Genomic DNA, 24,154 nt, shown 5'->3' with positions numbered 1-24,154 from the left:
CAATCATCATACCTGAAAATAACCTTACCAAAAAAACGAGTGTTGGGTCCTGTGCCCATACACTCGTTTTTTATCCCGGCGGTAAACACCCCGATACTAACCACCAGAGGGGAATGCTCGGATGGAAGGTTCACTTCATAGCTATTGATCGGACGTTGTCATTTCTTTCTGTCGGGCAACTTCTTCTTTCATTCGTTTCCTGAACGCGTATCGGGCAATCACGACACTTAGCTCGTACAACAAGAAAAGCGGTACGGTTACGATGAGATGAGACCCCAAATCAGGGGGCGTGATAAAGCCGGCAATAACGAGCAGCACAAAATAAGCATATTTGCGAATCCGATGTAAAAAATTCGGTGTAATCAGACCCAGCCGGGTCAAAAACATAACCACGACCGGAAGCTGAAAAAGAAAACCAAACGGCACTGTGATCCGAAACAAGAAAGAAAAATATTCGTTAATTCCATACTGCTCCGTAATATTGAGGCGCTCGGCAATGTTCCCGAGAAATTCCATGAAATACGGCAAAAGCACATAATACGAAAAAGCGAGCCCTCCCAGAAAAAGAACCATCGCGATCGGGATATACGAAAGGGTCACCTTCCGTTCTTTTTCCGCCAAGCCCGGGGCGATAAACGCCCAAAGTTGATAGAAAATCACCGGCAAAATGATAATAATCGCGATAAAAAAAGCAAAGTTGACGTATACGCGCAACGGATCCGTCAATTGAAACGCGTTCATTGGAAAATCCTGCGCTTCAGGGATGCTTTGCAAATAAGCAATAACGGGGGGCGCCAGGAAAAAACCGACAAGCAACCCTACGACAAGAAATATCGCGATAAAGATCAATCGTTTCCGTAACTCTTCAAAATGGGCACGGAACGGCATCTCCCGTTGTTTCATCGAACACACCCATCCTATCTCTGATTTTGCTTGTCCTCTTTCTTATGCTCTTCGGAATCATTTGTGAGTCCCTTCGTAGCATTTTTAAATTCACGCAATGTATTTCCGGCTACTTTGCCCATTTCCGGCAATTTACCCGGACCAAAGATCAACAAAGCGACAATAATGATTAAAATAATGCTCGGACCGCCCATTCCTCCCATGGGATATTCCTCCTTTTTTTCATAGCGGATAATGTTTTAAGAAATAGATGAGCGATTGCAATTCCACCGACAAATCAATGTGATGCACCCGAATATGCGAGGGCACCGTCATACGGGAGGGGGTGAAATTCAAAATCCCCTCGATGGGTGTACCGGCGATCCGATCCGCGACCTCTTGTGCCGCAGTCGACGGCACGGCAACAATTGCAGCCCATATCGATTCATCGACCTCTTTTTTCAAATTGTCCATATGACTAACGGGGACGCCACCGATGCTTTTTCCAATGACTGCCTCGTCATTATCAAACGCTTTTACGATTCGCGTGTTATTGTTTTCCCCGAAGTTATAATGAAGCAATGCTTTCCCAAGATTCCCGACACCGATGAGAATGACCGGTGTTGCCTCGTCTTGATCCAACGTTTTTCGAAAAAAAGCAATCAAACGTTGGACGTCATACCCATATCCTTTGCGACCCAACGCTCCAAAATACGAAAAATCCCGCCGAATTGTCGCTGAATCAACTTTGACTGCATTGCTTAGTTCTGTCGAAGATACTTTCGTTTTTCCCGAAGCATAGAAATGTTCCAAGTATCGATAGTAAAGCGGCAAACGTCTCGCTGTTGCCTGTGGAATTTTTTGCAGTTCGTCCATAGGGCCTCCACAATTCAGCTTGCTTTTCGTTTCTTAAGTATAACATGTTTGCTACACTTGTCAGTAGCATAAACGGCGAAAAGGATGAAGCTCTAGTCAACTACCCGCCACTTAAACCTTAACGGTCTTTAACAGTAATTGTTCCTGTTCGTCGGTTGGATTGATGTTTATTTTCGCGGTCAATGTCAGTTTCATAGGCTATCACCACCTTCCACTTACCATTATTATACAATATAACCAGTGAAATTAGGGCAATAAGAAAGGAGGAAGGCAAGGGTTGGTTGGCTTTCGCCAACGGCAATTCCTCCCCACCTACGCTACGCTAAGAGGTGAGGGTATCCTTGCCGAATTACGATGAATATTTTACAATGCGATCGTGTGACCAAGTCTTTTGGTGCTGAAACGATTTTACAAGATATTAAGATGGAAATCAAAAGCGGGGATCGTGTCGCGCTCGTCGGACGAAACGGAAGCGGGAAGACGACGTTGCTCAATATCATTACCGGAGATGCGCCTTACGACAGCGGGTCTGTTTTGATGCCCAAATCGCAAACAATGGGGTTCCTCGCCCAAGATACCGGTCTTGAATCCACACGCACGATTTGGGAAGAAATGTTAACCGTCTTTGCTTCCCTCCGCAGCGTTGAAAATGAGTTGCGCGACCTGGAAGCAAAAATGGCAGACCCTTCCGTCTATGACGATCCGCCGTCCTACGAAGCCGTATTAAAGGAATACGATGAAAAACAAGAGTATTTTCGGTCATCCGGCGGCTATCATTATGAAGCCGATATACGAAGCATCTTGTCAGGGTTGAATTTTGACCGGCTTTCCTATGATTTGCCGATCGCTTCTTTAAGCGGCGGGCAAAAAACACGCCTCGCACTTGGCAAGCTTTTGCTTACAAAACCAGATTTGCTTGTTTTGGACGAGCCTACGAATCATTTGGACATCGAGACGTTAACATGGCTGGAAAATTACTTAAACAGCTATGAAGGCGCGATACTCATCGTCTCCCACGACCGTTATTTTTTGGATAGAGTGGTTACAAAAGTATACGAATTGGCGCATACGAGAACGAAGCTGTACCACGGAAATTACAGTGCGTTTTTGGAAAATAGGGCAAAAGACGCTGAACTTCAGCAAAAAGCGTACGACAAACAACAAGCGGAAATCGCCCAATTGGAAACGTTTGTCGCTAAAAATATCGCGCGCGCCTCGACAACCAAACGAGCGCAAAGTAAACGGAAAAAATTAGAAAATATGGAACGGGTGGACGCACCGCTCGCGGATGCCAAAAGCGCATCAATAGCCTTTGATATTGAGCAAACGAGTGGAAATGACGTGCTGGCGGCAAAAAAAGTCACATTTGCCTACTCCGGCAGCGATCCACTGTTTCGCGCCGTCGACTTTTCGGTGACAAGGGGAGAAAACATCGCCATCATCGGCCCGAACGGAACCGGAAAGACAACGTTTCTTAAAATCCTCGGGAACCGGCTGGCCCCCACGGAAGGAGATGTTCATTACGGCAGCAAAGTAACCGTCGGCTATTATGACCAAGAGCAAGCCCAACTGAATGCGACAAAGACGGTCCTCGATGAATTATGGGACGAGCACCCTCAAGACGTCGAAAAGGACATACGCACAGTGCTTGGTCGGTTTCTTTTTAGCGGCGAAGACGTGCACAAACTTGTCCACAGCCTCAGCGGTGGGGAAAAAGCACGACTCGTCCTCGCCAAACTAATGATGAAAAAAGCAAACTTGCTCCTCTTCGATGAACCGACGAACCACCTGGACCTCGACAGCAAAGAAGTGTTGGAGGCTGCCCTTATCGACTACCCGGGTACGATGGTATTTATTTCACACGATCGCTATTTCCTGAACCGTATGTCCACACGAACCGTCGAGTTCTCCGGAGATGATAAGCTGCAGACGTACCTCGGCAATTATGATTACTACTTGGAAAAGAAAGCGGAAGCCGAAGAACGGGCGCAACTTCAGGAAACTCACGCGGCAGCGCCTGTGGAAAACAAAAATAAACAGTCGTTTAAGCAGGAAAAAGAAGATAAAAAAATCGCCCGCAAAAGACGGCGGGAGATTGAAGCGATTGAAAATAGAATCAGCCAACTGGAAGAAGAAACGGAAACGTTGCAATCGTCCATGCTTGAGCCGGAGGTCTATGAAGACTATGCCCGCGCAAACCGTACGCAAGCAGACATCGATGAAAAGGAAACCGAATTGGAACAACTGATGGAACAATGGGAGGCGTTGCAATTAGACGAATCCCAGTGAGAGGGATGCCGGGCTTTCCACAGTTTCCACAGAGTTATGCACAGATTCAGAGTTGAACCGACGGCATTCGGTGCCTTTACCCACAAAACAGACCGTTTATCCACGGATTTACTGTTCACAGGACGATGATTGGCTCGCGGGGGACGCGTTTACTTATCCACTTCGTGCACATTTTTCTTTTCCACAGACAGCGGGACAATCGGGTGACTAACTCTATTTGGCTGAAATATCCCTTGTTTCGGCTGATAAACGCCTGATTTTGGCTGATATATGTGCTTTTTCGGCTGATAAAATGCTCATTTCCGCTGATATATTGGAACGGATATGACCCCTGCACCCGCGAGCTTTGACAATCAAAAAAAGAAGCGATGATCCATCACATCGCTCCTTTGCCGGGCAGTTTCCCCGTTGGTTGTATTATTCATCGCACCCCGGATTAGCAATCTTTACCGATTCGGGGTGCGTTGGACCGTTCATGGCGATCGGGTATATCAAATCGCGGCTAATTCGGGACTCATGAAACCTCCATAACGACCGAAATATGTCTTCCCGTGTGGTTTCAGTCGTCATGAACCTTCTATGACGACTGAAACGGAAGCTCCGGTACGGTTTCGGTCGCCATAAGCCATTCATGGCGACCGAATTGGGTGACCCCAAGCCGTTTCGGGCTCCAAGAACCGCACATCAAGGCGTACATGACACCTCTTATTAGTTAATTTTTCTGATCAATGGTATATTTTCCTATCCAAAGGTGCCATGAGACCGTCACGGATCTCGTGCTATCCGAGCGCCAACCCCGGCTCTCCGTTCAAATCATAGCCTGCCCGCTCCCCTTTTTTCCAGGCGATATTTGCGGCAGCCCCGATCATCGCTGCATTATCCGTGCATAACGAAAGAGGGGGAATGATCAGCTCAACCTCCCCGTCGCTCGGGAAAGAGTGTCTCATCGCTTCCCTGAGCGCGCGATTCGCGGCGACGCCACCTGTAACGATCAGTTGCTTCACCTCATATTCCGAGGCTGCCCGCTCTGCCCGTTCCACGAGTACGTCCACAACGCTTGCCTGAAAACTCGCGGCAACGTTTTCCGGGACGAGCTTTTCTCCCCGCTGCTCGGCATTATGCACCGCATTCAACACCGCTGATTTTAATCCGCTGAAGCTGAAATCATAAGAGCCATTTTCCAACCATGCCCGGGGGAAATCAATGGATACCTCTCCTTCAGCCGCTAAACGGTCGATTTCCGGACCGCCGGGATAGGGAAGCTCTAATGTTCGCGCCACTTTATCATAGGCTTCCCCGACAGCATCGTCTCTCGTTTCGCCAATCGTTTCATATTTCCCTTCTTCCGGGAGATAAATGAGAGACGTATGGCCGCCGGACACAACGAGCGCCATAGCCGGGTATGCCATGTTTCCAACAAGTTCAGCCGCATGTATATGACCGGCAATATGATGGACCGGCAGCAACGGCAGATTATGGGCATACGCGAGCGCTTTCGCCGTATTCACGCCCACGAGCAACGCCCCTACCAACCCGGGCCCCTCAGTAACCGCAATCGCGTCCAAATCTTTATAATCCATATCCGCGGAGACAAGCGCCTCTTCAATGACAGCCGTCATATTTTCCACATGATGCCGGGACGCTACTTCCGGGACGACACCTCCGAACCGTCGGTGGATGTCCATTTGCGACGCGACCACGTTAGAGATTATGTTTTTTCCGCCCTCGACAACCGCTGCCGCTGTTTCATCACAACTTGTTTCGATGGCTAATATTCGAGGATTGTCATTCATGGCAACACATTCCTTTTCAAAACTACGAAAAAGCCAGGCGCATGATCCAAGCATCTTCGCAATTATCCGTATAATACCCCTTTTTCACTCCGCTTTTTTTAAAACCAAATGTCTTATAAAAGCTCTGCGCATCCGTATTGCTTTCCCGAACCTCCAGCGTCATCGATATAGCCTCTAATTCAAGCGCTCGTCGGATCATCCCCTGTAACAGCAATCGCCCGACGCCTTGATGTCTATGGGAAGACAAAACAGCGATATTCGTAATATGGGCCTCATACAGCGCGATCCAAATGCCACAATAACCAACAATTTGTTCTTGATTCGCCGCAACCAAATAGTAGGCAAACGGATTTTTCATCAATTCATTCATAAATGCCTGCCGAATCCAGGGCATTTGAAACGCATCCCTTTCCACGACTAACACATCTTCGATGTCATCCAGCATCATGGGGCGAATGGTATACCGCTCACTCATGATAGCCTTGCGCCATTCGCCAATTTTTCTCCGCTTCCGCAAGCTGTAAGTAACGGGGGACGACAGCATGAACATCCGTCACAGGCACGGATTCCGAGGCAATTCGCAGAATCTCCCCCGGCTTTATCCTGCCATCCATCCCTTCGCCCACATGTGCTCTAGAGCCCAACACTCGCTCAATGTTTTCACGATGCCCGGCAACATCCAAACTTAAAAAATAAACCGGCAAAGACGTCGAAGCCAATATTTTTAACAAGTCATCCATTAACCACAAACGCTCTTCATACGCGGTTTTCAGGTGTCCGTCGTCAGCTTCGTACACGGCGGCATACACCTGCCCCCTCCTCGCATCGATAAAAGGACAGACAAGGCCAAAAGCAAAACGCCGATTGCCCGCAAGGGCTTCCAACGATGAAACGTCGTACATCGGAAGACGGAGCGCACTCGCCATCCCTTTTGCTGTGGCCACGCCAATACGAACCCCGGTGTAAGAGCCTGGTCCGGTCGTTACCGCTATGCCCTCCAAATCGGAAGGGCTGGCATTGACCGTTTTCATCACATGGTCGATCCCCGGCATTAACCGTAAGGAATGATTTTTCTTTTCATGTGTCGTCCACTCCGCACGAATGGTCGATGAATCCCCCAATGCAACCCCTAAAACATAGGTTGAAGTATCCATGGCTAGTATCATTGATCCATAAACTCCTTGAAGATGCGTTCAAAACGCACATGATCGGTGCAAACAATCAATTCTCGCTCTTGCTCGTCCACGCGTTTGAAAGTAATATTGACCCGTCGGCCCGGCAATTGTGTCCGGAGATTGCTCGCCCATTCAACAACCGTTACACCGCTACCTTCCATATACTCCTCCAACCCAAGTTCTTCCTCCTCATTTTCATCAAGGCGATAGGCATCGATATGATAAAAAGGGAGGCGACCGTTATATACTTTTAAAATCGTAAACGTTGGGCTGTTCACCATTGCTTCGACGCCGAGTCCTTTGGCAAGTCCTTTGCTGAAATGGGTTTTCCCTGCACCGAGATCGCCATCCAACGCGAAAAGATCACCTGCCTCTGCTTCTTGGCCGAGACGCTCCGCAATCCTCATTGTCTCTTCTGTAGAATGGCTTACAAATTGAAATTGAGACATCGCTGTCACCTCATTCATGGCGATAACCGGCCCTTTTTATTCGTGTTCTCTCTCCGTTTTTTTGCATGAGTACTTGTGATGCCCCCTCTTGTTCTACCGAGCCGATTGCTGAAAGGCGAATCCCTTTTTCTTGTGCGGTTGATTGTATCGTCGGCCAATGGGCTTTGGCTACCGTTCCGACAAGTTGAAAGTCTTCGCCCCCGGTCAGCGCGTATTCATAAGCCGTCTGTTTCCCGAAAAGCTTTATTGCGTCTTCACTGACGGGGATGTTTTTTTCTTCCAAACAAATGCATACGTTGCTCGCTTCCGCCAACTCCCAAATTTCCGAAGATAATCCGTCACTAATATCATTGAGCGCGATACGAAAACCGCTTTCTTTTAACAATTGTCCAAGGGTTAGTTGCGGCTCGGGACGCTGATGAACACCAACAAGCGCATGTTCTTCTCCCGTTAACCCCTGCGATAAAAGAAGTTCCAATCCTCCACGTGAATCGCCCAACGTGCCGGAAGCAAACACGATATCCCCTTCACAGGCTGCGCTTCTGAGAAGCGAACAATTTTTTTCGATTTCTCCTAAAACAGTGACAGAAATCACCAAACCATTCTGCGCAGATACAGTATCGCCTCCGATTAAAAGAACGTCGTATCGATTGGCCAAGTCATTCATTCCTCTATAAATTTCGAGGATCTCTTCTTGCTTCCAATCCTCCGATATGCTCAAGGAAACGAGATAATAGCGGGGCGTCCCACCCATCGCCGCGATATCGCTGAGATTGACGGCGAGTGCTTTATAACCGATATCGGACAAATGTAACGTGGAACGTTTAAAATGGACGCCCTCACATATTGTGTCCACACAGCTAATCATGTCTTTATGAGCACTGGAAGAAGTAACAGCCGCATCATCACCAATGCCAACTTTAACGTCCTCATGGGCTGTCGTGAACGAGTCAATTTGTCGAATAAGATCGAACTCATGCATGATTTTCACCTTATACCTTGTATTTTACCCTATCGTAGAACAGAATTAGAAAACTTGGCTTTTCGCCAAGCTTTTATGGCGAAAAGCCTTGGTTGCACTTATGTAGGTAAGAAAGTTGATTTATACTTTCTTACCTACCAAAAAAAATAACAAACGCCAAGGTTTGTTTTTGCTTAAAAGTGTATGAACTATTTTGGTTGCACTCCAGAGTACTTCTGATGTTTGCTTCGCAAACGATATTGGTTGCGGGGGAAGGATTCGAACCTTCGACCTCCGGGTTATGAGCCCGACGAGCTACCTGACTGCTCCACCCCGCGATATGAAAACCTGGCAACGTCCTACGCTCACAGGGCGTTACCGCCCAATTACCATCAGCGCTGAAGAGCTTAACTTCCGTGTTCGGCATGGGAACGGGTGTGACCTCTTCGCTATCGTCACCAGATTTATTTGACGTCTCTCAACGTCACCTTAAATAATATAACATACTCTGCAAACCTGTTCAAGTCATATTCGAGAATTTTTTATCTCGAATGCTTTTCACGCCGATTTAATGCAATGGGATGCTTTCAGCGGATAGGAAACCGGGGTTTCTACACTAGGTAGCATGACACGATTTTTACTCATTCCCACTGCAAAAAAATTGTGGGTATCATAAGGTTCAACCAGTTCAAAGCTACCCATTGCACCGTTTCCTTGCCCCGCCAAGTATTTTGGATAATATCGGTTATACCGTCATAATCATGTTCACGATCATGCATCATTTTCCTGTTAAAACATTTCATGGGTCCATCCCTTTTTATTTTAAAAAGCCACCCACGCAAGTGGGCAGCCTAAACATTTAGTGCTCTACAGGGCTAAATGTTTTGCAATCCGTATCGGCTTGCTCCGTCGTTATATCATCTGCTCTCGTCACAACGTAGATCCGATCCGCCTGGCAAATGTTTCCTTCTCCCCAGTGCACACAGTTTTCCACTTCACACAAAACATCCTGTGCCATATACACATCCCCCTCATCAACAGTATGTCCAAAAAACGTGTCCTATTGATATGGAAATTTAGAAAATATATGGGGTTAGGAACAGATGTCATATCCGATGTCTGACCACGACGATTAGCTACGGATCTGCTCTTATAAAAACACTCCCATATCCTTAAATTTCATTCCATAACCATAGTATGACACCATTAAGAGGGGAAATCCTCCAATCATAGGTGCCATGAATCACTTATGACACCTGTAAAAGGATGATTACACCAACTATAGGTGTCATGAGCAGCTCATGGCACCTATAAACGGAAAAAAACAACCAATGACAAGGTGTCCAGCATCGATTTTGTGTCGCCTATCGCTAGCCGTACATACTAAGAACGTTTTAAAATCGGCACACGTGTCGTAAACAGGATTAATTATTCTGTCACTTTTGCCGTGGAATCTGTCATTTTCGCCATATAATCTGTCACTTTAACAAAAAAACACCCGCCTATCCCTGAATCAGGAACAAGCGGGTGTTTTTCTTTCTATCGCCAGGCGGCGTCCTACGCTCACGGGGCGTTGCCGCCCGATTACCATCGGCGCTGAAGAGCTTAACGTCCGTGTTCGGCATGGGAACGGGTGGGGCCTCTTCGCTCTCGCCACCTGACCGTGGGAGCCATTCTCCCAAAACTGAATAACGCTTAAGCTTGACCGACGGCTTCCGGGTGACCCATGGGTGGATAAACCGTTTGACCGATTAGTATCTGTCAGCTCCACGTGTCGCCACGCGTCCACACCAGACCTATCTACCTTATCGTCTTTAAGGGGTCTCGCGGGAAATCTCATCTTGAGGTCGGCTTCGTGCTTAGATGCTTTCAGCACTTATCCGATCCACACGTAGCTACCCAGCGATGCTCCTGGCGGAACAACTGGTACACCAGCGGTGTGTCCATCCCGGTCCTCTCGTACTAAGGACAGCTCCTCTCAAATTTCCTGCGCCCGCGACGGATAGGGACCGAACTGTCTCACGACGTTCTGAACCCAGCTCGCGTACCGCTTTAATGGGCGAACAGCCCAACCCTTGGGACCGACTTCAGCCCCAGGATGCGATGAGCCGACATCGAGGTGCCAAACCTCCCCGTCGATGTGGACTCTTGGGGGAGATTAGCCTGTTATCCCCAGGGTAGCTTTTATCCGTTGAGCGACGGCCCTTCCATGCGGGGCCGCCGGATCACTAAGCCCGACTTTCGTCCCTGCTCGACCTGTATGTCTCGCAGTCAAGCTCCCTTCTGCCTTTGCACGCTGCGAATGATTTCCAACCATTCTGAGGGAACCTTGGGGCGCCTCCGTTACCATTTAGGAGGCGACCGCCCCAGTCAAACTGCCTACCAGACACTGTCCCTGAACCGGCTCACGGTTCGAGGTTAGGATTTTCATATCGCAAGGGCAGTATCCCACCAGCGCCTCCGCCGAAGCTAGCGCTCCGGCTTCCTAGGCTCCTGCCTATCCTGTACAAGCCATATCAAAACCCAATATCAAGCTACAGTAAAGCTCCATGGGGTCTTTCCGTCCAGTCGCGGGGGACCTGCATCTTCACAGGTCATATAATTTCACCGGGTCTCTCGTTGAGACAGTGCCCAAGTCGTTGCACCTTTCGTGCGGGTCGGAACTTACCCGACAAGGAATTTCGCTACCTTAGGACCGTTATAGTTACGGCCGCCGTTTACTGGGGCTTCAATTCGACGCTTCGCCTCTCGGCTAACGCCTCCTCTTAACCTTCCAGCACCGGGCAGGTGTCAGCCCCTATACATCGTCTTTCGACTTCGCAGAGACCTGTGTTTTTGGTAAACAGTCGCTTGGGCCTTGTCACTGCGGCTCCCGCGGGCTCATCACCCGCAAGAGCACCCCTTCTCCCGAAGTTACGGGGTCATTTTGCCGAGTTCCTTAACGAGAGTTATCCCGCGCGTCTTAGAATTCTCATCCCACCTACCTGTGTCGGTTTGCGGTACGGGCACCCATGGCCTTCCTAGAGGCTTTTCTCGGCAGCGGAGGATCAGGGACTTCGGTACTTTAGTTCCCTCGCGCTCACGCCTCAGCCTTCGCGTTGGGCGGATTTGCCTGCCCAACAGCCTCGGTCGCTTCGACGTGCTACTCCAGCAGCACGCTCGCCCTACCTTTCTGCGTCCCCCTTCGGTCCAACAGCCATCGGTGGTACTGGACTTTCCACCAGTTATCCATCGCCTACGCCTTTCGGCCTCGGCTTAGGTCCCGACTAACCCTGAGCGGACGAACCTTCCTCAGGAAACCTTAGGTTTTCGACGGAAGGGATTCTCACCCTTCTTTTCGCTACTCATACCGGCATTCTCACTTCTGTGCGCTCCAGCCGTCCTCTCGGTCGACCTTCCCCGCACACAGAACGCTCCCCTACCCCCGGCACTCAACGTGTTGAGCGCCGGGCCACGGCTTCGGTGATGGATTTAGCCCCGGTACATTTTCGGCGCAGCGTCACTCGACCAGTGAGCTATTACGCACTCTTTCAATGATGGCTGCTTCTAAGCCAACATCCTGGTTGTCTAAGCAACGCCACATCCTTTCCCACTTAATCCATACTTGGGGACCTTAGCCGGTGGTCTGGGTTGTTTCCCTCTTGACGACGGATCTTAGCACTCGCCGTCTGACTCCCGGAGAACAAGTCGCTGGCATTCGGAGTTTGACTGAACTCGGTAATCCTGTGGGGACCCCTCATCCAATCCGTGCTCTACCTCCAGGACTCTCTCATCCGAGGCTAGCCCTAAAGCTATTTCGGGGAGAACCAGCTATCTCCGTGTTCGATTGGCATTTCACCCCTACCCACCCCTCATCCCCGTAATTTTCAACTTACGTGGGTTCGGGCCTCCAGTCGGTGTTACCCGACCTTCACCCTGGACATGGGTAGATCACACGGTTTCGGGTCGACGACGACGTACTCCATACGCCCCTTTCAGACTCGCTTTCGCTGCGGCTCCGTCTCTTCAACTTAACCTCGCACGCCATCGTCACTCGCCGGTTCATTCTACAAAAGGCACGCCATCACCCTTGAATGGGCTCTGACCACCTGTAGGCACACGGTTTCAGGTTCTCTTTCACTCCCCTCCCGGGGTGCTTTTCACCTTTCCCTCACGGTACTGGTTCACTATCGGTCACTAGGTCGTATTTAGCCTTGGGAGATGGGCCTCCCTGCTTCCGACGGGGTTGCTCGTGACCCGCCGTACTCAGGATCCACGCCGGAGAGGGCTGTGTTTCGCGTACAGGGCGCTTACCTTCTGTGGCGGACCGTTCCAAGTCGCTTCCGCTACACTGCCCCTTTCTTACTCCGTATGGCGTGTCCTACAACCCCGGACGGGCTAGCCGTCCGGTTTGGGCTCGCTTCCGTTTCGCTCGCCGCTACTCAGGAAATCGCGTTTGCTTTCTCTTCCTCCGGCTACTAAGATGTTTCAGTTCGCCGGGTCTGCCTTCATCTGCTTAATCCTTTGGGCAGATGATCTTCTCCCATGACGGAGAAGGGGTTCCCCCATTCGGACATCTCCGGATCCAAGCATACTTACAGCTCCCCGAAGCATTTCGGTGTTCGTCCCGTCCTTCATCGGCGCCTAGTGCCAAGGCATCCACCGTGCGCCCTTCCTTGTTTAACCACACAAGGCATGGGCCTTTCTTCCAAGAAACGCTCGTTTCTTTTTTGACACCCGGTGTGTGTCGTTTCAAGCTTTATCGCGTTATTCAGTTTTCAAAGAACGCCTTTCCCACTTGAGCAGTTGCCCGCTCAAAACTGAATGAAAGCCTAAGCGCTTGGCCTCCGGCCCCTTCACCGAGGGGCCGTGGTGCTCCTTAGAAAGGAGGTGATCCATCCCCACCTTCCGGTAGGGATACCTTGTTACGACTTCACCCCAATCACCGGCCCCACCTTCGGCGGCTGCGTCCCATAAGGGTTCGCTCACCGACTTCGGGTGTTGCCGGCTCTCGTGGTGTGACGGGCGGTGTGTACAAGGCCCGGGAACGTATTCACCGCGGCATGCTGATCCGCGATTACTAGCGATTCCAGCTTCATGCAGGCGGGTTGCAGCCTGCAATCCGAACTGAGAACGGCTTTTTTGGGGATTGGCTCCACCTCGCGGCTTCGCTGCCCGTTGTACCGTCCATTGTAGCACGTGTGTCGCCCAGGCCATAAGGGGCATGATGATTTGACGTCATCCCCGCCTTCCTCCGGTTTGTCACCGGCAGTCAATGTCGAGTGCCCAACTTAATGCTGGCAACGACATTCAAGGGTTGCGCTCGTTACGGGACTTAACCCAACATCTCACGACACGAGCTGACGACAACCATGCACCACCTGTCTCTCTGCCCAAAAGGGAAACCTTGTCTCCAAGGCAGTCAGAGGATGTCAAGACCTGGTAAGGTTCTTCGCGTTGCTTCGAATTAAACCACATGCTCCACCGCTTGTGCGGGCCCCCGTCAATTCCTTTGAGTTTCAACCTTGCGGTCGTACTCCCCAGGCGGAGTGCTTATTGCGTTTGCTTCGGCACTACGGGTATCGAAACCCCTAACACCTAGCACTCATCGTTTACGGCGTGGACTACCAGGGTATCTAATCCTGTTCGCTCCCCACGCTTTCGCACCTCAGCGTCAGTCACAGACCAGAGAGTCGCCTTCGCCACTGGTGTTCCTCCACATCTCTACGCATTTCACCGCTACACGTGGAATTCCACTCTCCTCTTCTGTACTCAAGTCAGGCAGTTTCCAATGCCATTCCGGCGTTAAGCGCCGGCCTTTCACATCAGACTTGCCTCACCGCCTGCGTGCCCTTTACGCCCAATAATTCCGGACAACGCTTGCCACCTACGTATTACCGCGGCTGCTGGCACGTAGTTAGCCGTGGCTTTCTGGTGAGGTACCGGCAAACCCTTGGCATTTCCTCCAAAAGCTGTTCTTCCCTCACAACAGAGCTTTACGATCCGAAAACCTTCCTCACTCACGCGGCGTTGCACCGTCAGGCTTGCGCCCATTGCGGATGATTCCCTACTGCTGCCTCCCGCAGGAGTCTGGGCCGTGTCTCAGTCCCAGTGTGGCCGATCACCCTCTCAGGTCGGCAACGCATCGTCGCCTTGGTAGGCCCTTACCCCACCAACCAGCTAATGCGCCGCGGGCCCCTCTTTGAGCGACGGCCATTGACCGTCTTTCTCCTCGCTCGCAGGCGCGAGTAAGGATCGATTTGGTATTAGCACCGGTTTCCCGGTGTTATCCCAAACTCAAAGGCAGGTTGCCCACGTGTTACTCACCCGTCCGCCGCTGACCAGCCGGAGGTGCAAGCACCTCCGGTGGCCCGCTCGACTTGCATGTATTAGGCACGCCGCCAGCGTTCGTCCTGAGCCAGGATCAAACTCTCCATAAATGTTAAGTTCCGCTTCGCTCACGGGGGGTGGGCAAAGCGCTGACTCGTTGCTTCTTTCTTTCGTTCGCTTGGCTTTCATTCAGTTTTCAATGGGCAAATGATGGTTAACAACCACGATTTACAACTATATCAGCGAATCGATTTGTTGTCAACGACTTTTTTAAATCGAATCAATGGTGGGCCTGAGTGGACTCGAACCACCGACCTCACGCTTATCAGGCGTGCGCTCTCACCAACTGAGCTACAGGCCCATTGGAGCGGGTGATGGGAATCGAACCCACGTTATCAGCTTGGAAGGCTGAAGTTTTACCATTAAACTACACCCGCAAATCAATGGTCGGGAAGACAGGATTTGAACCTGCGACCTCTTCGTCCCGAACGAAGCGCTCTGCCAAGCTGAGCTACTTCCCGGGCATTTTCCTTTATATACCCTTAACTTTTTGACAAAAAAATAAAACGTTAATCTTATATATCTAAAATTATTACTGGCGCGCCCGAGAAGACTCGAACTCCTAACCCTCTGATCCGAAGTCAGATGCTCTATCCAATTGAGCTACGGGCGCCTATTGCCCAATAAAGAGTTTCCCTCGTCGTTTCGCCACAAATAATATAGCATACACACATACATAACGCAAGCATGTCTTTTACAAAAAAAGATCCGCACCATAAAAGAATGATGCAGATCCCAATAGTGTTTATTGACCGGATTGATTTTGAGCTTGTTGAAGTTGCTGGCTTGCTTGCTGCAACTGTTGCTGCGCTTGCTGAATTTGCTGTTGCTGGCCGGGCTGTGCGTTGGTTTCCGCTTGTTGCATTTGTTGCTCGGCCTGTTGCAATTCCTGTTGTGCTTGTTGCATAGCTTGTGGATCAGCTTGCTGAACAGCTTGTTGCACCATCTGCTCGGCCTGCTGGGCAGCCTGTTGTGCTTGCTGCAACGCTTGACTTTGTTGCTGGTTCTGTTGTTGATTCTGTTGTTGCTGGTTTTGCTGTTGCTGATTCTGCTGTTGTTGATTTTGTTGTGGGTTTTGCTGTTGAGCCATAAACACCACTTCTCCTTTCTAGGTATCACTTTTCTTCCTTCGCAGTGCTGAAAATAGCCGGCAAAGCGAGGGCACACGTATAGACTGCCATGCTTGCACCACGTTTATTCAGTTTTAACAATATCAACGCCGTATTCTTTTTCAAATTCTTCGATTTAGCGGGGAGGTTAGGCGCCCTTTTTATCTCTTGCTCGTTAGAAAACTATGCTGTGAATAAGAACTTTCGGAACTTGTCTTCATTCATTAGCCTACATTTGGCGCTGTAATTCCCGAAGGGGTTCACTGCTTCATCAAAATCTTTGATTTAGTTGGAGAGGTTCACCGGAATGTGTTATTCATATCGCTTTGACAACCATTTCCATAAAGATAGAATGCCCCTGCTCCCTATAAAAACCATTGCGATAGATGTTGTATTATAGAACCAATTCCATGATTTCCAACTCACTGCCCCGGTCTTTTTCTCCACAAAGTATTCGATCAAAGTGTGAATACCGCTGTAAAAAAAAGCTCTCCCAACAACACCCCATATCTTTGCATGATAGGTAGATTGATTAAACCAGACACAAAATAGAGGGAGAACGAGATATTCATAAACGACATTACCATCAAAATATCGCGGGAGAGGGCGCACGGTATACTCTATTTTTTTTGCTTTTACCGCCAACTGAGCAAGTATAGAGGCAACATATCCTGTGGAGAAGAAAATAAGCCCCCATTCTTTCACTCCCTTTTTACGAAGGGTGAAAGGAAGGAGAAACAAACAGAGAACAAAAATGATACGTGTGACCGATCGTTCCAATGTATTTTCCACCTGCCTGACTTTCCGTGAAATTATCGTGACCGTTTTAGTGCTATTATCTCAATTGTGCCAAGGCATTATTCACGATCATACCCCAGCTTCACATTAGTAATATCGCTCGTTACCTCGTCGAGGGCGACAAGGTCTTCGCTATTAACGTCATGAATAGAGGATTTCCCGAGTGCGCGAACCGCCTCCTCCATTTCCTCCGAGCAGGAGGTGATGAAATTTTCCAGATAATAAGCGGCTTTTTCTTCGTCAAACTTTTCTTCCTTCTTTTTTGCATAGAAAACAAGTGAGGTCGGAGGGTCCCACGGCAATGATTTGATGACTTGATCGTGGGACATCGCCCAAATGAACGTGGTTCCCATATAGACGGCATCCGCCCCTAACGCCATCGCTTTTAAACATTCACCAGGTGTAGTCAGGCCACCGCCGACGAGCAGGCTAATTTTATGTTTTAAGCCTTTCTTCTTCAAGTATTTCACAGTCCGAGCAAGGGCATAGATCGTTGGCAGACCAAAATCGTCTTCGAAAATCGGCGCATCTCCCTTTGTCCCGGCTTGCCCCCCATCGATCGAAATAAAATCAACGTTCGCTTGTACCGCAATCTTCAAATCCGCTTCCAAATCACCGCCTGTCACCATTTTCACCCCAATGGGAACACCATCTGTCTCTCTACGGACCCTATCGACCATTTTTTCAATCCATCCGGTTCTTTCGTTTCTTCGAACGGCGGGACGACGAGCGTTTCACCGGGGGATAGCTGAAATGTTTCACGGATTTCCCCGGGCAAATCTTCCGGGGGAATGCGATATGTAGCCGCAGCCCGAGCCCCTTGTCCGATATGTATTTCAATGGCGTCGGCTTGACCGAGAATTTCCGGGGATTTTGACCAGTTCCCCGGGGCATATTGCAAAATAAAATGCTCTGCCAATTCTCTTTCTTCCGGAAGATACGCGCCTTCTCCGGAGTTCGTCGCAGTTCCCGTCGCACACGTAGCCCTTGCAATCGCTTTTTTCACCTTCTTGCTGAGTGCATTCCCATACCCCATCCCGCCAGCCATTAACGGGATATCGAGGACGAGCGGATGTTTTGCATGGGGGCCGATTGTCGTCGTCATTTCTACGGAATCACTTGCATCCGCGGGCGGCTTTGCTAACTGGCCAGGGGAAAAAACAAGTCCTTCAAAATGGTGAAAATCGCGAGGGCTGCCAAAAGGGCGACTGATGATTGTTCCCGAAGCGGACCGGAGGCTGTTCTCCATAATCGTGTTCGGGGTCACCCGTGTCATGGCGGAGATCAATTCCCACAGATTGTCCTCATACTTTTTGGACATAAATCGTTTCATCATCCCCGCGAAAATCCGTTTGACAATGGGCCTGGAAAAAATAACAATATATAACACGCTGAGGATGACGGATAAGCTCACGATAATGAGCGTGTTTAGGAGAAAAAGCGTCCAATCAATCTCAATCATTGCTACCGTCCTCCGCCTGCTTTGTATAAGTTGCAACCCCAGCCGGAGACCATTTCCAAATTAATGTTTTCATTTGCTGGGCTTGGGTCTTGTTCGAACAATGAATCAAAAGAAACACTTCCGTCAATGATTCATTTTCTTTCTGCTCCCGCGTTTTTTTGATTCTAAGCACATCGATTACGCCACCGATCATTACTCCTAAACCTAATCCGATGAGTCCCCAAAGAATCGGCCCCCATTCTAAAATAAAACCGTAGATCATACCGAACAACGCAATGATGGACCCCGTGATAGGCAAGATTTCAAACGATTTCTGGTGGTAACTCTTTTCGGTCTTCTGTTCAATTTTCTTAGCTAGCGGGAGAGCAAGGATGTTTTTTCGATCGATGTTGTTATATTCAATTTCCGCGATAACCCTTTCCAGGTTTTTATTTAGCTTAAAGGAAGCAACGACATACATGGCTTCTCCCTTTCCATTTAGATAGGCATTTGAAACTGCTGATGTTGATAAGTTTTTTCCAAGTGGAGTTGCTGATACCGTTTGTACAATTTGTTGTACTCAATCGTTTTTAAGTAGGCATCATAAGCCATAAACCCATAAAACGAGGGGAGATTCATTAACCATTGGGGATTTGTTATATTTCGGGCCGATTCGAAATCTCCAACCATCGTGTATTGGACAGCCGGGAGCAAGTTGGACATATACATAAAAAGAATAAGCAAAGGAACCAACAGAACGATGAACAATCTGTTTATGTAAATATGACCGAGCCCCGGTGCCAGGATCGACCAAACAACGGCGACATACGGTTTTTTTTCTTCCAACCTGTTAAAACTGTATAAAGATATGCTGTTGGAATAGATGTTATAGCCAATTTGGCGGGCAATGATATAATCTTCATTTTGCAGTCTAGTTTGTTGATAACTATTCCAAATCGTAAAAAAATAAACAGGAAAGTACGCCACAAACCATTTTTTATCAATCGCTTGTACCGCCTGTTCAAACTGGCCGGTAAACGAATAATAGATAGCCCAATTTATACCGCTTAAAATATTAAGTGCTATTTCATGAACAAAAAGGATAAACCCGATGAAGTAATTGCCCAAAATAAAATGCCCGAAACCAGGATAGGCAGCAGACCACCACGCAACCACCGAAGGATTTTTTATATCAATATTGTTTGTCATAAAGGGACTGATAGCAGCGATGACGCTACGGTAATTTTCCGTTGATTTTGTCGGTTTCAATGATGGCACCACCTCATCCAGACTGGAAATATAGTGTCTGTTTATTTCACAGAAATATACATGCCAATCATTATCGTAGGTAATCAATACATAAATAAATAAGTAACCCGTTGTCAGAGAGGATGACAACGGGAAAGCAAACGTAGGATACGGCGTCCTACTTATGACAAGAACTACGACAGTCAAGTGAGGCCGGATTAATCTGATAATGCGATTTTTATGTGGGCTAAGTGGTGTTCTTCGTGCCAGGCTAATTTTGCAACTTTTGTTGCAACTGTTATCTCGTCACCTTTTTGGAGAGTAAACGTTCGATCTAATTGCTCTTCAGTTAAACGATGCCCTAACGATACAATGCGTTCATTTAAACCTTCCAGCAATTTAATAGAACTTTCTACAGGAAGGTTTGTATCCGGCTCAGTCGCCCACCTATCTTGATCAAAAGCCGGTACTGTCGGATTCTCATCTGTTAGCGCCAGTTTCAAACGTTGATACATGTTCAACTGGGAATCTGCTATATGGTGAACAAGTTGACGAATTGTCCAGCTACCATCACGATATGTTCTGCTTAATTCCTCATCATTTAATGCATCAACAGTTTCTCTTAATCGAATCGTGTAAGTTTCGATTTCCTGTAAATATTCGTGAACATTTTCTAATGTTTCTTTGCTCGGAACTTCTAATTTCCCAATCGGAAATCTTACATCCATTTTAATCCCCATTTCCTTATTCGTTATTTTTATCTTCCTCAGGCCACACAGAGCAATGATCTATTTCCGCATGGTAATCATTAATTAATCAGGGAATATTCGGAACTATGCAGGATCACACCCTCATTCCCTATTACTGTAATTCATTTTGAGTTTTGTGCCAAGCCAATGCTTTGCTTTCAATTTCCAATACTAATTGTTCCTTTTCCCTGGTATATGAGGCAACGTCATAAAGAAAACGCTTGGACAAATCTTCTTTTACATCCGCATATTTTTTCAAAACTTCAGGATGCGTTCGCAAGTAGTCACGGAATGCTAGGTGGCGTTCAATATTAGAACTGCCTGACTCATAAACGTGCACATGATGAGTACGCTCCTCCCCTCCCTTTTGGAAAAAACGCCGCCCTTGTATTCCGTGTTCTCCTTTCGGTTCGTAGCCAATATCGATCATTGCCGAGTTATATCGATCAATCTGACTAATGCTCTTTACGACAGGCATTATATCAATAACTGGTTTTGCTTTTAATCCTTTCACTGAGGTACTGCCAATATGATGAATTTGAATGATTTCAGAACCAAATATGGTGTGTAATTTATTGGCCTCTTTAGAAAACATCATAGGCCAATGATTGTTATAGGGAGTTATTTCAGCCTTTCTCATGCATCAATCACCTCAACATAATCAAATTTTGCTCCTCATTAAATGTTGATTGGTAAGAAGCCATCGGTTCAACATGAACGAATAAATCATATAGATGTTTTAAGATTAAGGAAAAACCTTATGGTTTAGCCCATATTAAATATAAATAACCTGCCAGATAACGCTCTTCTCTGTTAATTTTTAAATACGACTTTTTTACAATTTCAGAAATATTTCTGTTTTGATGGCACCCTACAACCTTTAATGCCAATGGATCCAAAGATTTTTGCAACCATGCTAACGGTTTGTTTGCACTAATGCCATGCTCCATCATTAGTATTTTCCCTTCTGGCTTACACCATTTTTGAAAGCTATTTAGGACATTAACGGGTTCTTGATAGGCGCATAAACTGGCAGAAGATATGATGGTATCAAAGCTGTTTTCGTTAAATTCAGCTGTCTCAACATCTGTTTGTATAAGGGTCGTTTTAAAAGGATAATTTTTTGCCGCATTCTGTGCTGTTTTCAACATTTCATGACTAAAATCCAAGCCTGTCAATTCAATTTCTCTATTGTAGAAAGGAAAATTAAGTCCAGAACCAATGGCAACTTCCAAAACCTTTCCATTGGCTTCTTGAAAAATTCGTCGGCGAAACTTATAAGCCTGACCGTTTTTACGTCTTTTATCGTATTTTTTTGCCTGCTTATCAAACTTTTTAATTAATGATTGACGATCCATATCAACCCTCAATCTCCTGTTCATGTAGTATGCTGATCAATTTCATTGAGAATATTAAGATAATAAATTCGACTATGCCAGCTGCTGGTAACAATACGACGGTTGGAAATCCTCCATACTTATTTCTTAATGATACATAAAACTTTCTTAACAATCCAGCCTTTTGAACGGTGATATTGAGCTATCCATTCCAATCCTGCTTTTTACGAACTTTAGCGACGAAAAACAAAATCAAAGGGATTAGCAAAGCAACTACGGCGCTGTAATAAAACCAGGAACGGCTCTTCATAAGGGTCATAAAAACAACTTCATTCGGGCTGATAACAACGGCTAAGATAACTAATATCATGCCAAGAGGCAACAGCACTGCTCGATATGTTCGCAACTCGAAGGTCTGGGCTAGTCCGACAACGGCTGCATAAAAATAAAGGGCCAATTTAAAATAGGTTGTGACGATCCAAAGGATCGTGATAAACACTTCAATACCTTCGATAATATTGGCAATGCTTATGCTTTTCGCCAATGTATAGCTAGGATAAATCGATCGTACAGTAGCATCAACACCTAGCACACTAACTGCACTGAAAACCCCTGCCCATAAAACACCCCCACCAATGAGGATTCCTTTGGCAAATGCCGGATAAATGCCTTTTACTCGGTTCACCCGCGGAAGGATCATTAAATAAACAAGTTCAAAAAATGTAATATTGGTAAACACCAGGGTCCCTTTCAGAACCGGGGACAGGCCTTCTACAAGCATCGGTTGGAGATTTCGGATCTCTATATTAGTAATGTTACCTAAGAAGAGAACAAGAATGAGCAAAAACAATACGGGCAAAACCAATTCACCCATTCGAGCCAGCGTTTCAATGCCAAGCCCCACACCCATGACGACAATAAGCACAAACAGAATATGAATCACTTCAAGGGGCGTTTCCATCAAAATCTGCACAATGATAAAATCGCTGCCTAGTCTAAGTAACAACGCAGACGTAACGAAGAAGTGCAAAATAAATACGAGCGAGAGGGCTTTCCCCATCCATTTCCCCAATATACGTTCACTATATTCCACTAACGTTTGGTCCGGAAACATAGACTTTAACGATGTATAGAGCCATGCCATCAATAATCCAACGCCCATTCCTATAAAAGGGACCAACCAAGCATCTTGTTTGGCATATGCAGCGATAAACGCAGGCGCATTAATCATAGATCCGCCTACTGTAATTAAAATGACTAAGACCGAAAATTGCCGCAGACTAATTTTTCCTTTTTCCAACATAGCCTTCCCTTCTTAAATGATCCATTTTTATTCATGAACGATACTCAGGACAATCGCTATGCATAAAAGTATCGCAAACAAGCATATTTCTTTTATGAATGTGTTTTTCACGAGATAAGGAACTTCGATGATCGCTATGACAACAGCAATGGCAAGCGTCACTGCAATCATTATGGACATTCACTCCTCTTCATATAAATCATCAATCTCTCCGGTTTGTAAAAGTTGAACATCTACATTTAAGTTAACAGGCAAATCGACAAAATGGTTGTCCCAATCATCTTCGATTTGTTTCCACACGTCTGGATGCTCCCGATAAATCACATGTCCAAACCCAAAAATATCCGCTTGAACTCCGGTTTGTGCTTTTTCGATCGCTGCTGCCATTTTCTTCTCCACCACGCCTTCGGCAGCGGCTTCGAGCCGAGAAACAGACGCCGGTTTCGTTATGTCCATGCCACATTCTACGTCTGATATGTTTGCCTGGAGGCTTATGTTTACTTCAATATGGGGGTGCTCATTTTTTATATTGCTCGTGCTGTCTTCATTCATGCGAAGTTGCTCTAGCGAAATGTGCCCCTCTTCTCCACATGGCACATTTATAACCGTACTGGTGATGTTCCCTTGCGCGTAGTTGTATCCTTGGCTTTCCTCTTCATTGAGCCATCCTTCCAATCGATCGTCTTTAAATACGGCAAGCCCGTCATAATTAAGGGAGGTAAAAGCTTTACTGCTTTCCAGATTTTCCGTCACCTCTCCTTTTTTCGCATCTCCGAGCACTTGTATCCCGCTGACAACGGCTTCTTGATCATTACTGTTAACATGATCCACAAGATCATTGATATTAACCACTATCGTAGTTCCCCAAACTTCTGCGTTCGTTTCAAGCGATGCTCGTAATTGATCTGCCGGGATTGTTTCAATAGGAGTAAGAACGCTCACAACATCTTGAGCTTCGATCCCACGGCTGATCGCCATCAACATGTAAGGAGGGAATTCATGATCCCTAACAAAGAGATCCAATGTATCCCTGACCCCCTCTTTGGCCAGGGTTTCTCCAATAACGATGACTTGGGTGTGAGACACATTTACTCGCCTTGGCACTTTCGTATGCAATTTGCGAATAGCTTCCTGGATGGTCACCCCTTCCGCTTGATAGACAGTAACAGAAGTGTCTTGTCCCCCTCCTTCACGAAGGGGATCAATCTCTATAGGATCAAGGACCTGAATGGACATTCGATAACCATCATCGGTTTGATCGATACCCAAAGCCATGACAATGGCCAAATCTGGCAACTCCATATTATTCCAACAACCTGCCACACCGATAAAAAGCAGCAGTGTAAGCGCAACCATATAATCTTTTTGTTTCAAC

General features: G+C 47.3%; 23 protein-coding genes, 5 tRNA genes and 4 rRNA genes. 1 reads left to right on the top strand and 31 read right to left on the bottom strand.

The window, feature by feature from the left end; translation table 11 throughout:
* Window positions 1-141 precede the first annotated feature (141 nt).
* From tatC to HUG15_RS23480, 4 genes are all read right to left on the bottom strand, one after another.
* Window positions 142-903, bottom strand: a complete 762-nt coding sequence (tatC, locus tag HUG15_RS06330) for a twin-arginine translocase subunit TatC (RefSeq protein WP_200127860.1) — start codon at window positions 901-903, stop codon at window positions 142-144.
* Window positions 904-917: 14 nt separating this feature from the next.
* Window positions 918-1,106: a twin-arginine translocase TatA/TatE family subunit gene (tatA, locus tag HUG15_RS06325; protein ID WP_281393600.1), complete on the bottom strand. Its 189-nt coding sequence runs from the start codon at window positions 1,104-1,106 to the stop codon at window positions 918-920.
* A 19-nt stretch (window positions 1,107-1,125) separates the two neighbouring features.
* The gene (locus HUG15_RS06320) at window positions 1,126-1,758 is read right to left on the bottom strand and encodes a redox-sensing transcriptional repressor Rex (protein WP_200127858.1); all 633 of its coding nucleotides are present in this window, start codon (window positions 1,756-1,758) and stop codon (window positions 1,126-1,128) included.
* Window positions 1,759-1,876: 118 nt separating this feature from the next.
* Window positions 1,877-2,053 carry a hypothetical protein gene (locus HUG15_RS23480; protein WP_343073150.1) on the bottom strand — a complete coding sequence of 59 codons (177 nt, stop codon included), beginning with the start codon at window positions 2,051-2,053 and terminating at the stop codon, window positions 1,877-1,879.
* Window positions 2,054-2,112: 59 nt separating this feature from the next.
* Here HUG15_RS23480 and HUG15_RS06310 point away from each other — a divergent pair, with 59 nt between their 5' ends.
* Entirely contained in the window at window positions 2,113-4,047 is a 1,935-nt protein-coding gene (locus HUG15_RS06310; RefSeq protein WP_200127856.1) for an ABC transporter ATP-binding protein, read from the top strand.
* Window positions 4,048-4,826: 779 nt separating this feature from the next.
* On the opposite strand, the gene tsaD is transcribed toward HUG15_RS06310, so the two are convergent.
* The 27 genes from tsaD to HUG15_RS06180 all read right to left on the bottom strand — a co-directional run bounded on the left by tsaD (window position 4,827) and on the right by HUG15_RS06180 (window position 24,153).
* Window positions 4,827-5,840 carry a tRNA (adenosine(37)-N6)-threonylcarbamoyltransferase complex transferase subunit TsaD gene (gene tsaD / locus HUG15_RS06305; protein ID WP_200127854.1) on the bottom strand — a complete coding sequence of 338 codons (1,014 nt, stop codon included), beginning with the start codon at window positions 5,838-5,840 and terminating at the stop codon, window positions 4,827-4,829.
* Between the two features lie 22 nt (window positions 5,841-5,862).
* Window positions 5,863-6,315 (bottom strand): ribosomal protein S18-alanine N-acetyltransferase, encoded by a 453-nt coding sequence (gene rimI, locus HUG15_RS06300; protein ID WP_246516514.1) that lies wholly within the window; start codon window positions 6,313-6,315, stop codon window positions 5,863-5,865.
* Entirely contained in the window at window positions 6,308-7,006 is a 699-nt protein-coding gene (tsaB, locus tag HUG15_RS06295) for a tRNA (adenosine(37)-N6)-threonylcarbamoyltransferase complex dimerization subunit type 1 TsaB (RefSeq protein WP_200127852.1), read from the bottom strand. The genes rimI and tsaB overlap by 8 nt, the downstream gene beginning before the upstream one ends.
* A complete protein-coding gene (gene tsaE / locus HUG15_RS06290; protein ID WP_200127850.1) occupies window positions 7,003-7,464 on the bottom strand; it encodes a tRNA (adenosine(37)-N6)-threonylcarbamoyltransferase complex ATPase subunit type 1 TsaE in 462 nt (153 codons plus the stop codon). The genes tsaB and tsaE overlap by 4 nt, the downstream gene beginning before the upstream one ends.
* 10 nt (window positions 7,465-7,474) lie before the next feature.
* Window positions 7,475-8,446, bottom strand: coding sequence for a thiamine-phosphate kinase (gene thiL / locus HUG15_RS06285; protein ID WP_200127848.1), 972 nt, complete (start codon window positions 8,444-8,446; stop codon window positions 7,475-7,477).
* Window positions 8,447-8,686: 240 nt separating this feature from the next.
* A tRNA-Met gene (locus HUG15_RS06280) sits at window positions 8,687-8,763 on the bottom strand.
* Between the two features lie 8 nt (window positions 8,764-8,771).
* Window positions 8,772-8,888, bottom strand: a 5S ribosomal RNA gene (gene rrf / locus HUG15_RS06275).
* Window positions 8,889-9,284: 396 nt separating this feature from the next.
* Window positions 9,285-9,443, bottom strand: a complete 159-nt coding sequence (locus HUG15_RS06270; protein ID WP_200127846.1) for a DUF1540 domain-containing protein — start codon at window positions 9,441-9,443, stop codon at window positions 9,285-9,287.
* 526 nt (window positions 9,444-9,969) lie between these two features.
* A 5S ribosomal RNA gene (gene rrf, locus HUG15_RS06265) occupies window positions 9,970-10,086 on the bottom strand.
* 69 nt (window positions 10,087-10,155) lie between these two features.
* Window positions 10,156-13,090 (bottom strand): 23S ribosomal RNA (locus HUG15_RS06260).
* Between the two features lie 197 nt (window positions 13,091-13,287).
* A 16S ribosomal RNA gene (locus tag HUG15_RS06255) occupies window positions 13,288-14,844 on the bottom strand.
* Together the 16S, 23S and 5S rRNA genes with 5 tRNA genes alongside form the textbook arrangement of a ribosomal RNA operon.
* Before the next feature lie 174 nt (window positions 14,845-15,018).
* Window positions 15,019-15,095 (bottom strand) — tRNA-Ile (locus HUG15_RS06250).
* Between the two features lie 2 nt (window positions 15,096-15,097).
* Window positions 15,098-15,171: transfer RNA gene (locus tag HUG15_RS06245), tRNA-Gly, on the bottom strand.
* A gap of 7 nt (window positions 15,172-15,178) precedes the next feature.
* Window positions 15,179-15,255: transfer RNA gene (locus HUG15_RS06240), tRNA-Pro, on the bottom strand.
* Window positions 15,256-15,330: 75 nt separating this feature from the next.
* A tRNA-Arg gene (locus HUG15_RS06235) sits at window positions 15,331-15,407 on the bottom strand.
* Window positions 15,408-15,539: 132 nt separating this feature from the next.
* On the bottom strand, window positions 15,540-15,884 hold the full coding sequence (locus HUG15_RS06230) for a hypothetical protein (RefSeq protein ID WP_200127844.1): 345 nt from the start codon (window positions 15,882-15,884) through the stop codon (window positions 15,540-15,542).
* Window positions 15,885-16,215: 331 nt separating this feature from the next.
* On the bottom strand, window positions 16,216-16,683 hold the full coding sequence (locus HUG15_RS06225; RefSeq protein WP_200127842.1) for a CBO0543 family protein: 468 nt from the start codon (window positions 16,681-16,683) through the stop codon (window positions 16,216-16,218).
* Window positions 16,684-16,760: 77 nt separating this feature from the next.
* On the bottom strand, window positions 16,761-17,381 hold the full coding sequence (locus HUG15_RS23335; protein WP_281393599.1) for a glutamate synthase-related protein: 621 nt from the start codon (window positions 17,379-17,381) through the stop codon (window positions 16,761-16,763).
* A complete protein-coding gene (locus HUG15_RS23330; protein ID WP_281393598.1) occupies window positions 17,333-18,163 on the bottom strand; it encodes a glutamate synthase-related protein in 831 nt (276 codons plus the stop codon). The genes HUG15_RS23335 and HUG15_RS23330 overlap by 49 nt, the downstream gene beginning before the upstream one ends.
* On the bottom strand, window positions 18,156-18,623 hold the full coding sequence (locus HUG15_RS06215) for a hypothetical protein (protein ID WP_200127840.1): 468 nt from the start codon (window positions 18,621-18,623) through the stop codon (window positions 18,156-18,158). The genes HUG15_RS23330 and HUG15_RS06215 overlap by 8 nt, the downstream gene beginning before the upstream one ends.
* Before the next feature lie 17 nt (window positions 18,624-18,640).
* Window positions 18,641-19,411 carry a hypothetical protein gene (locus HUG15_RS06210; protein WP_200127837.1) on the bottom strand — a complete coding sequence of 257 codons (771 nt, stop codon included), beginning with the start codon at window positions 19,409-19,411 and terminating at the stop codon, window positions 18,641-18,643.
* A gap of 197 nt (window positions 19,412-19,608) precedes the next feature.
* Window positions 19,609-20,118 (bottom strand): YfiT family bacillithiol transferase, encoded by a 510-nt coding sequence (locus tag HUG15_RS06205; RefSeq protein WP_200127835.1) that lies wholly within the window; start codon window positions 20,116-20,118, stop codon window positions 19,609-19,611.
* A 133-nt stretch (window positions 20,119-20,251) separates the two neighbouring features.
* Window positions 20,252-20,779 (bottom strand): GrpB family protein, encoded by a 528-nt coding sequence (locus HUG15_RS06200; RefSeq protein ID WP_200127833.1) that lies wholly within the window; start codon window positions 20,777-20,779, stop codon window positions 20,252-20,254.
* Window positions 20,780-20,897: 118 nt separating this feature from the next.
* Window positions 20,898-21,497 carry a class I SAM-dependent methyltransferase gene (locus HUG15_RS06195; protein ID WP_200127831.1) on the bottom strand — a complete coding sequence of 200 codons (600 nt, stop codon included), beginning with the start codon at window positions 21,495-21,497 and terminating at the stop codon, window positions 20,898-20,900.
* A gap of 181 nt (window positions 21,498-21,678) precedes the next feature.
* The gene (locus HUG15_RS06190) at window positions 21,679-22,779 is read right to left on the bottom strand and encodes a GerAB/ArcD/ProY family transporter (RefSeq protein WP_200127829.1); all 1,101 of its coding nucleotides are present in this window, start codon (window positions 22,777-22,779) and stop codon (window positions 21,679-21,681) included.
* A gap of 27 nt (window positions 22,780-22,806) precedes the next feature.
* Complete coding sequence (locus tag HUG15_RS06185) at window positions 22,807-22,959, bottom strand: hypothetical protein (RefSeq protein WP_200127828.1); 153 nt, start codon at window positions 22,957-22,959, stop codon at window positions 22,807-22,809.
* Window positions 22,960-24,153, bottom strand: coding sequence for a Ger(x)C family spore germination protein (locus tag HUG15_RS06180; protein WP_200127826.1), 1,194 nt, complete (start codon window positions 24,151-24,153; stop codon window positions 22,960-22,962).
* Between the last annotated feature and the right edge of the window lies 1 nt (window position 24,154).

The sequence above is a fragment of the Salicibibacter cibarius genome (assembly GCF_016495725.1).
Taxonomy (GTDB): Bacteria; Bacillota; Bacilli; order Bacillales; family Marinococcaceae; genus Salicibibacter; species Salicibibacter cibarius.
This window is presented reverse-complemented; position numbering and strand designations above follow the sequence as displayed.

Excerpts from the sequence above, each read along its gene's own strand:
- tatC (WP_200127860.1), bottom strand. The coding sequence starts at position 903 with ATGAAACAACGGGAGATGCCGTTCCGTGCCCATTTTGAAGAGTTACGG.
- tatA (WP_281393600.1), bottom strand. The coding sequence starts at position 1,106 with ATGGGAGGAATGGGCGGTCCGAGCATTATTTTAATCATTATTGTCGCT.
- HUG15_RS06320 (WP_200127858.1), bottom strand. The coding sequence starts at position 1,758 with ATGGACGAACTGCAAAAAATTCCACAGGCAACAGCGAGACGTTTGCCG.
- HUG15_RS06310 (WP_200127856.1), top strand. The coding sequence starts at position 2,113 with ATGAATATTTTACAATGCGATCGTGTGACCAAGTCTTTTGGTGCTGAA.
- tsaD (WP_200127854.1), bottom strand. The coding sequence starts at position 5,840 with ATGAATGACAATCCTCGAATATTAGCCATCGAAACAAGTTGTGATGAA.
- rimI (WP_246516514.1), bottom strand. The coding sequence starts at position 6,315 with ATGAGTGAGCGGTATACCATTCGCCCCATGATGCTGGATGACATCGAA.
- tsaB (WP_200127852.1), bottom strand. The coding sequence starts at position 7,006 with ATGATACTAGCCATGGATACTTCAACCTATGTTTTAGGGGTTGCATTG.
- tsaE (WP_200127850.1), bottom strand. The coding sequence starts at position 7,464 with ATGTCTCAATTTCAATTTGTAAGCCATTCTACAGAAGAGACAATGAGG.
- thiL (WP_200127848.1), bottom strand. The coding sequence starts at position 8,446 with ATGCATGAGTTCGATCTTATTCGACAAATTGACTCGTTCACGACAGCC.
- HUG15_RS06270 (WP_200127846.1), bottom strand. The coding sequence starts at position 9,443 with ATGGCACAGGATGTTTTGTGTGAAGTGGAAAACTGTGTGCACTGGGGA.
- HUG15_RS06230 (WP_200127844.1), bottom strand. The coding sequence starts at position 15,884 with ATGGCTCAACAGCAAAACCCACAACAAAATCAACAACAGCAGAATCAG.
- HUG15_RS23335 (WP_281393599.1), bottom strand. The coding sequence starts at position 17,381 with ATGGTCGATAGGGTCCGTAGAGAGACAGATGGTGTTCCCATTGGGGTG.
- HUG15_RS23330 (WP_281393598.1), bottom strand. The coding sequence starts at position 18,163 with ATGATTGAGATTGATTGGACGCTTTTTCTCCTAAACACGCTCATTATC.
- HUG15_RS06215 (WP_200127840.1), bottom strand. The coding sequence starts at position 18,623 with ATGTATGTCGTTGCTTCCTTTAAGCTAAATAAAAACCTGGAAAGGGTT.
- HUG15_RS06205 (WP_200127835.1), bottom strand. The coding sequence starts at position 20,118 with ATGGATGTAAGATTTCCGATTGGGAAATTAGAAGTTCCGAGCAAAGAA.
- HUG15_RS06200 (WP_200127833.1), bottom strand. The coding sequence starts at position 20,779 with ATGAGAAAGGCTGAAATAACTCCCTATAACAATCATTGGCCTATGATG.
- HUG15_RS06195 (WP_200127831.1), bottom strand. The coding sequence starts at position 21,497 with ATGGATCGTCAATCATTAATTAAAAAGTTTGATAAGCAGGCAAAAAAA.
- HUG15_RS06190 (WP_200127829.1), bottom strand. The coding sequence starts at position 22,779 with ATGTTGGAAAAAGGAAAAATTAGTCTGCGGCAATTTTCGGTCTTAGTC.
- HUG15_RS06185 (WP_200127828.1), bottom strand. The coding sequence starts at position 22,959 with ATGTCCATAATGATTGCAGTGACGCTTGCCATTGCTGTTGTCATAGCG.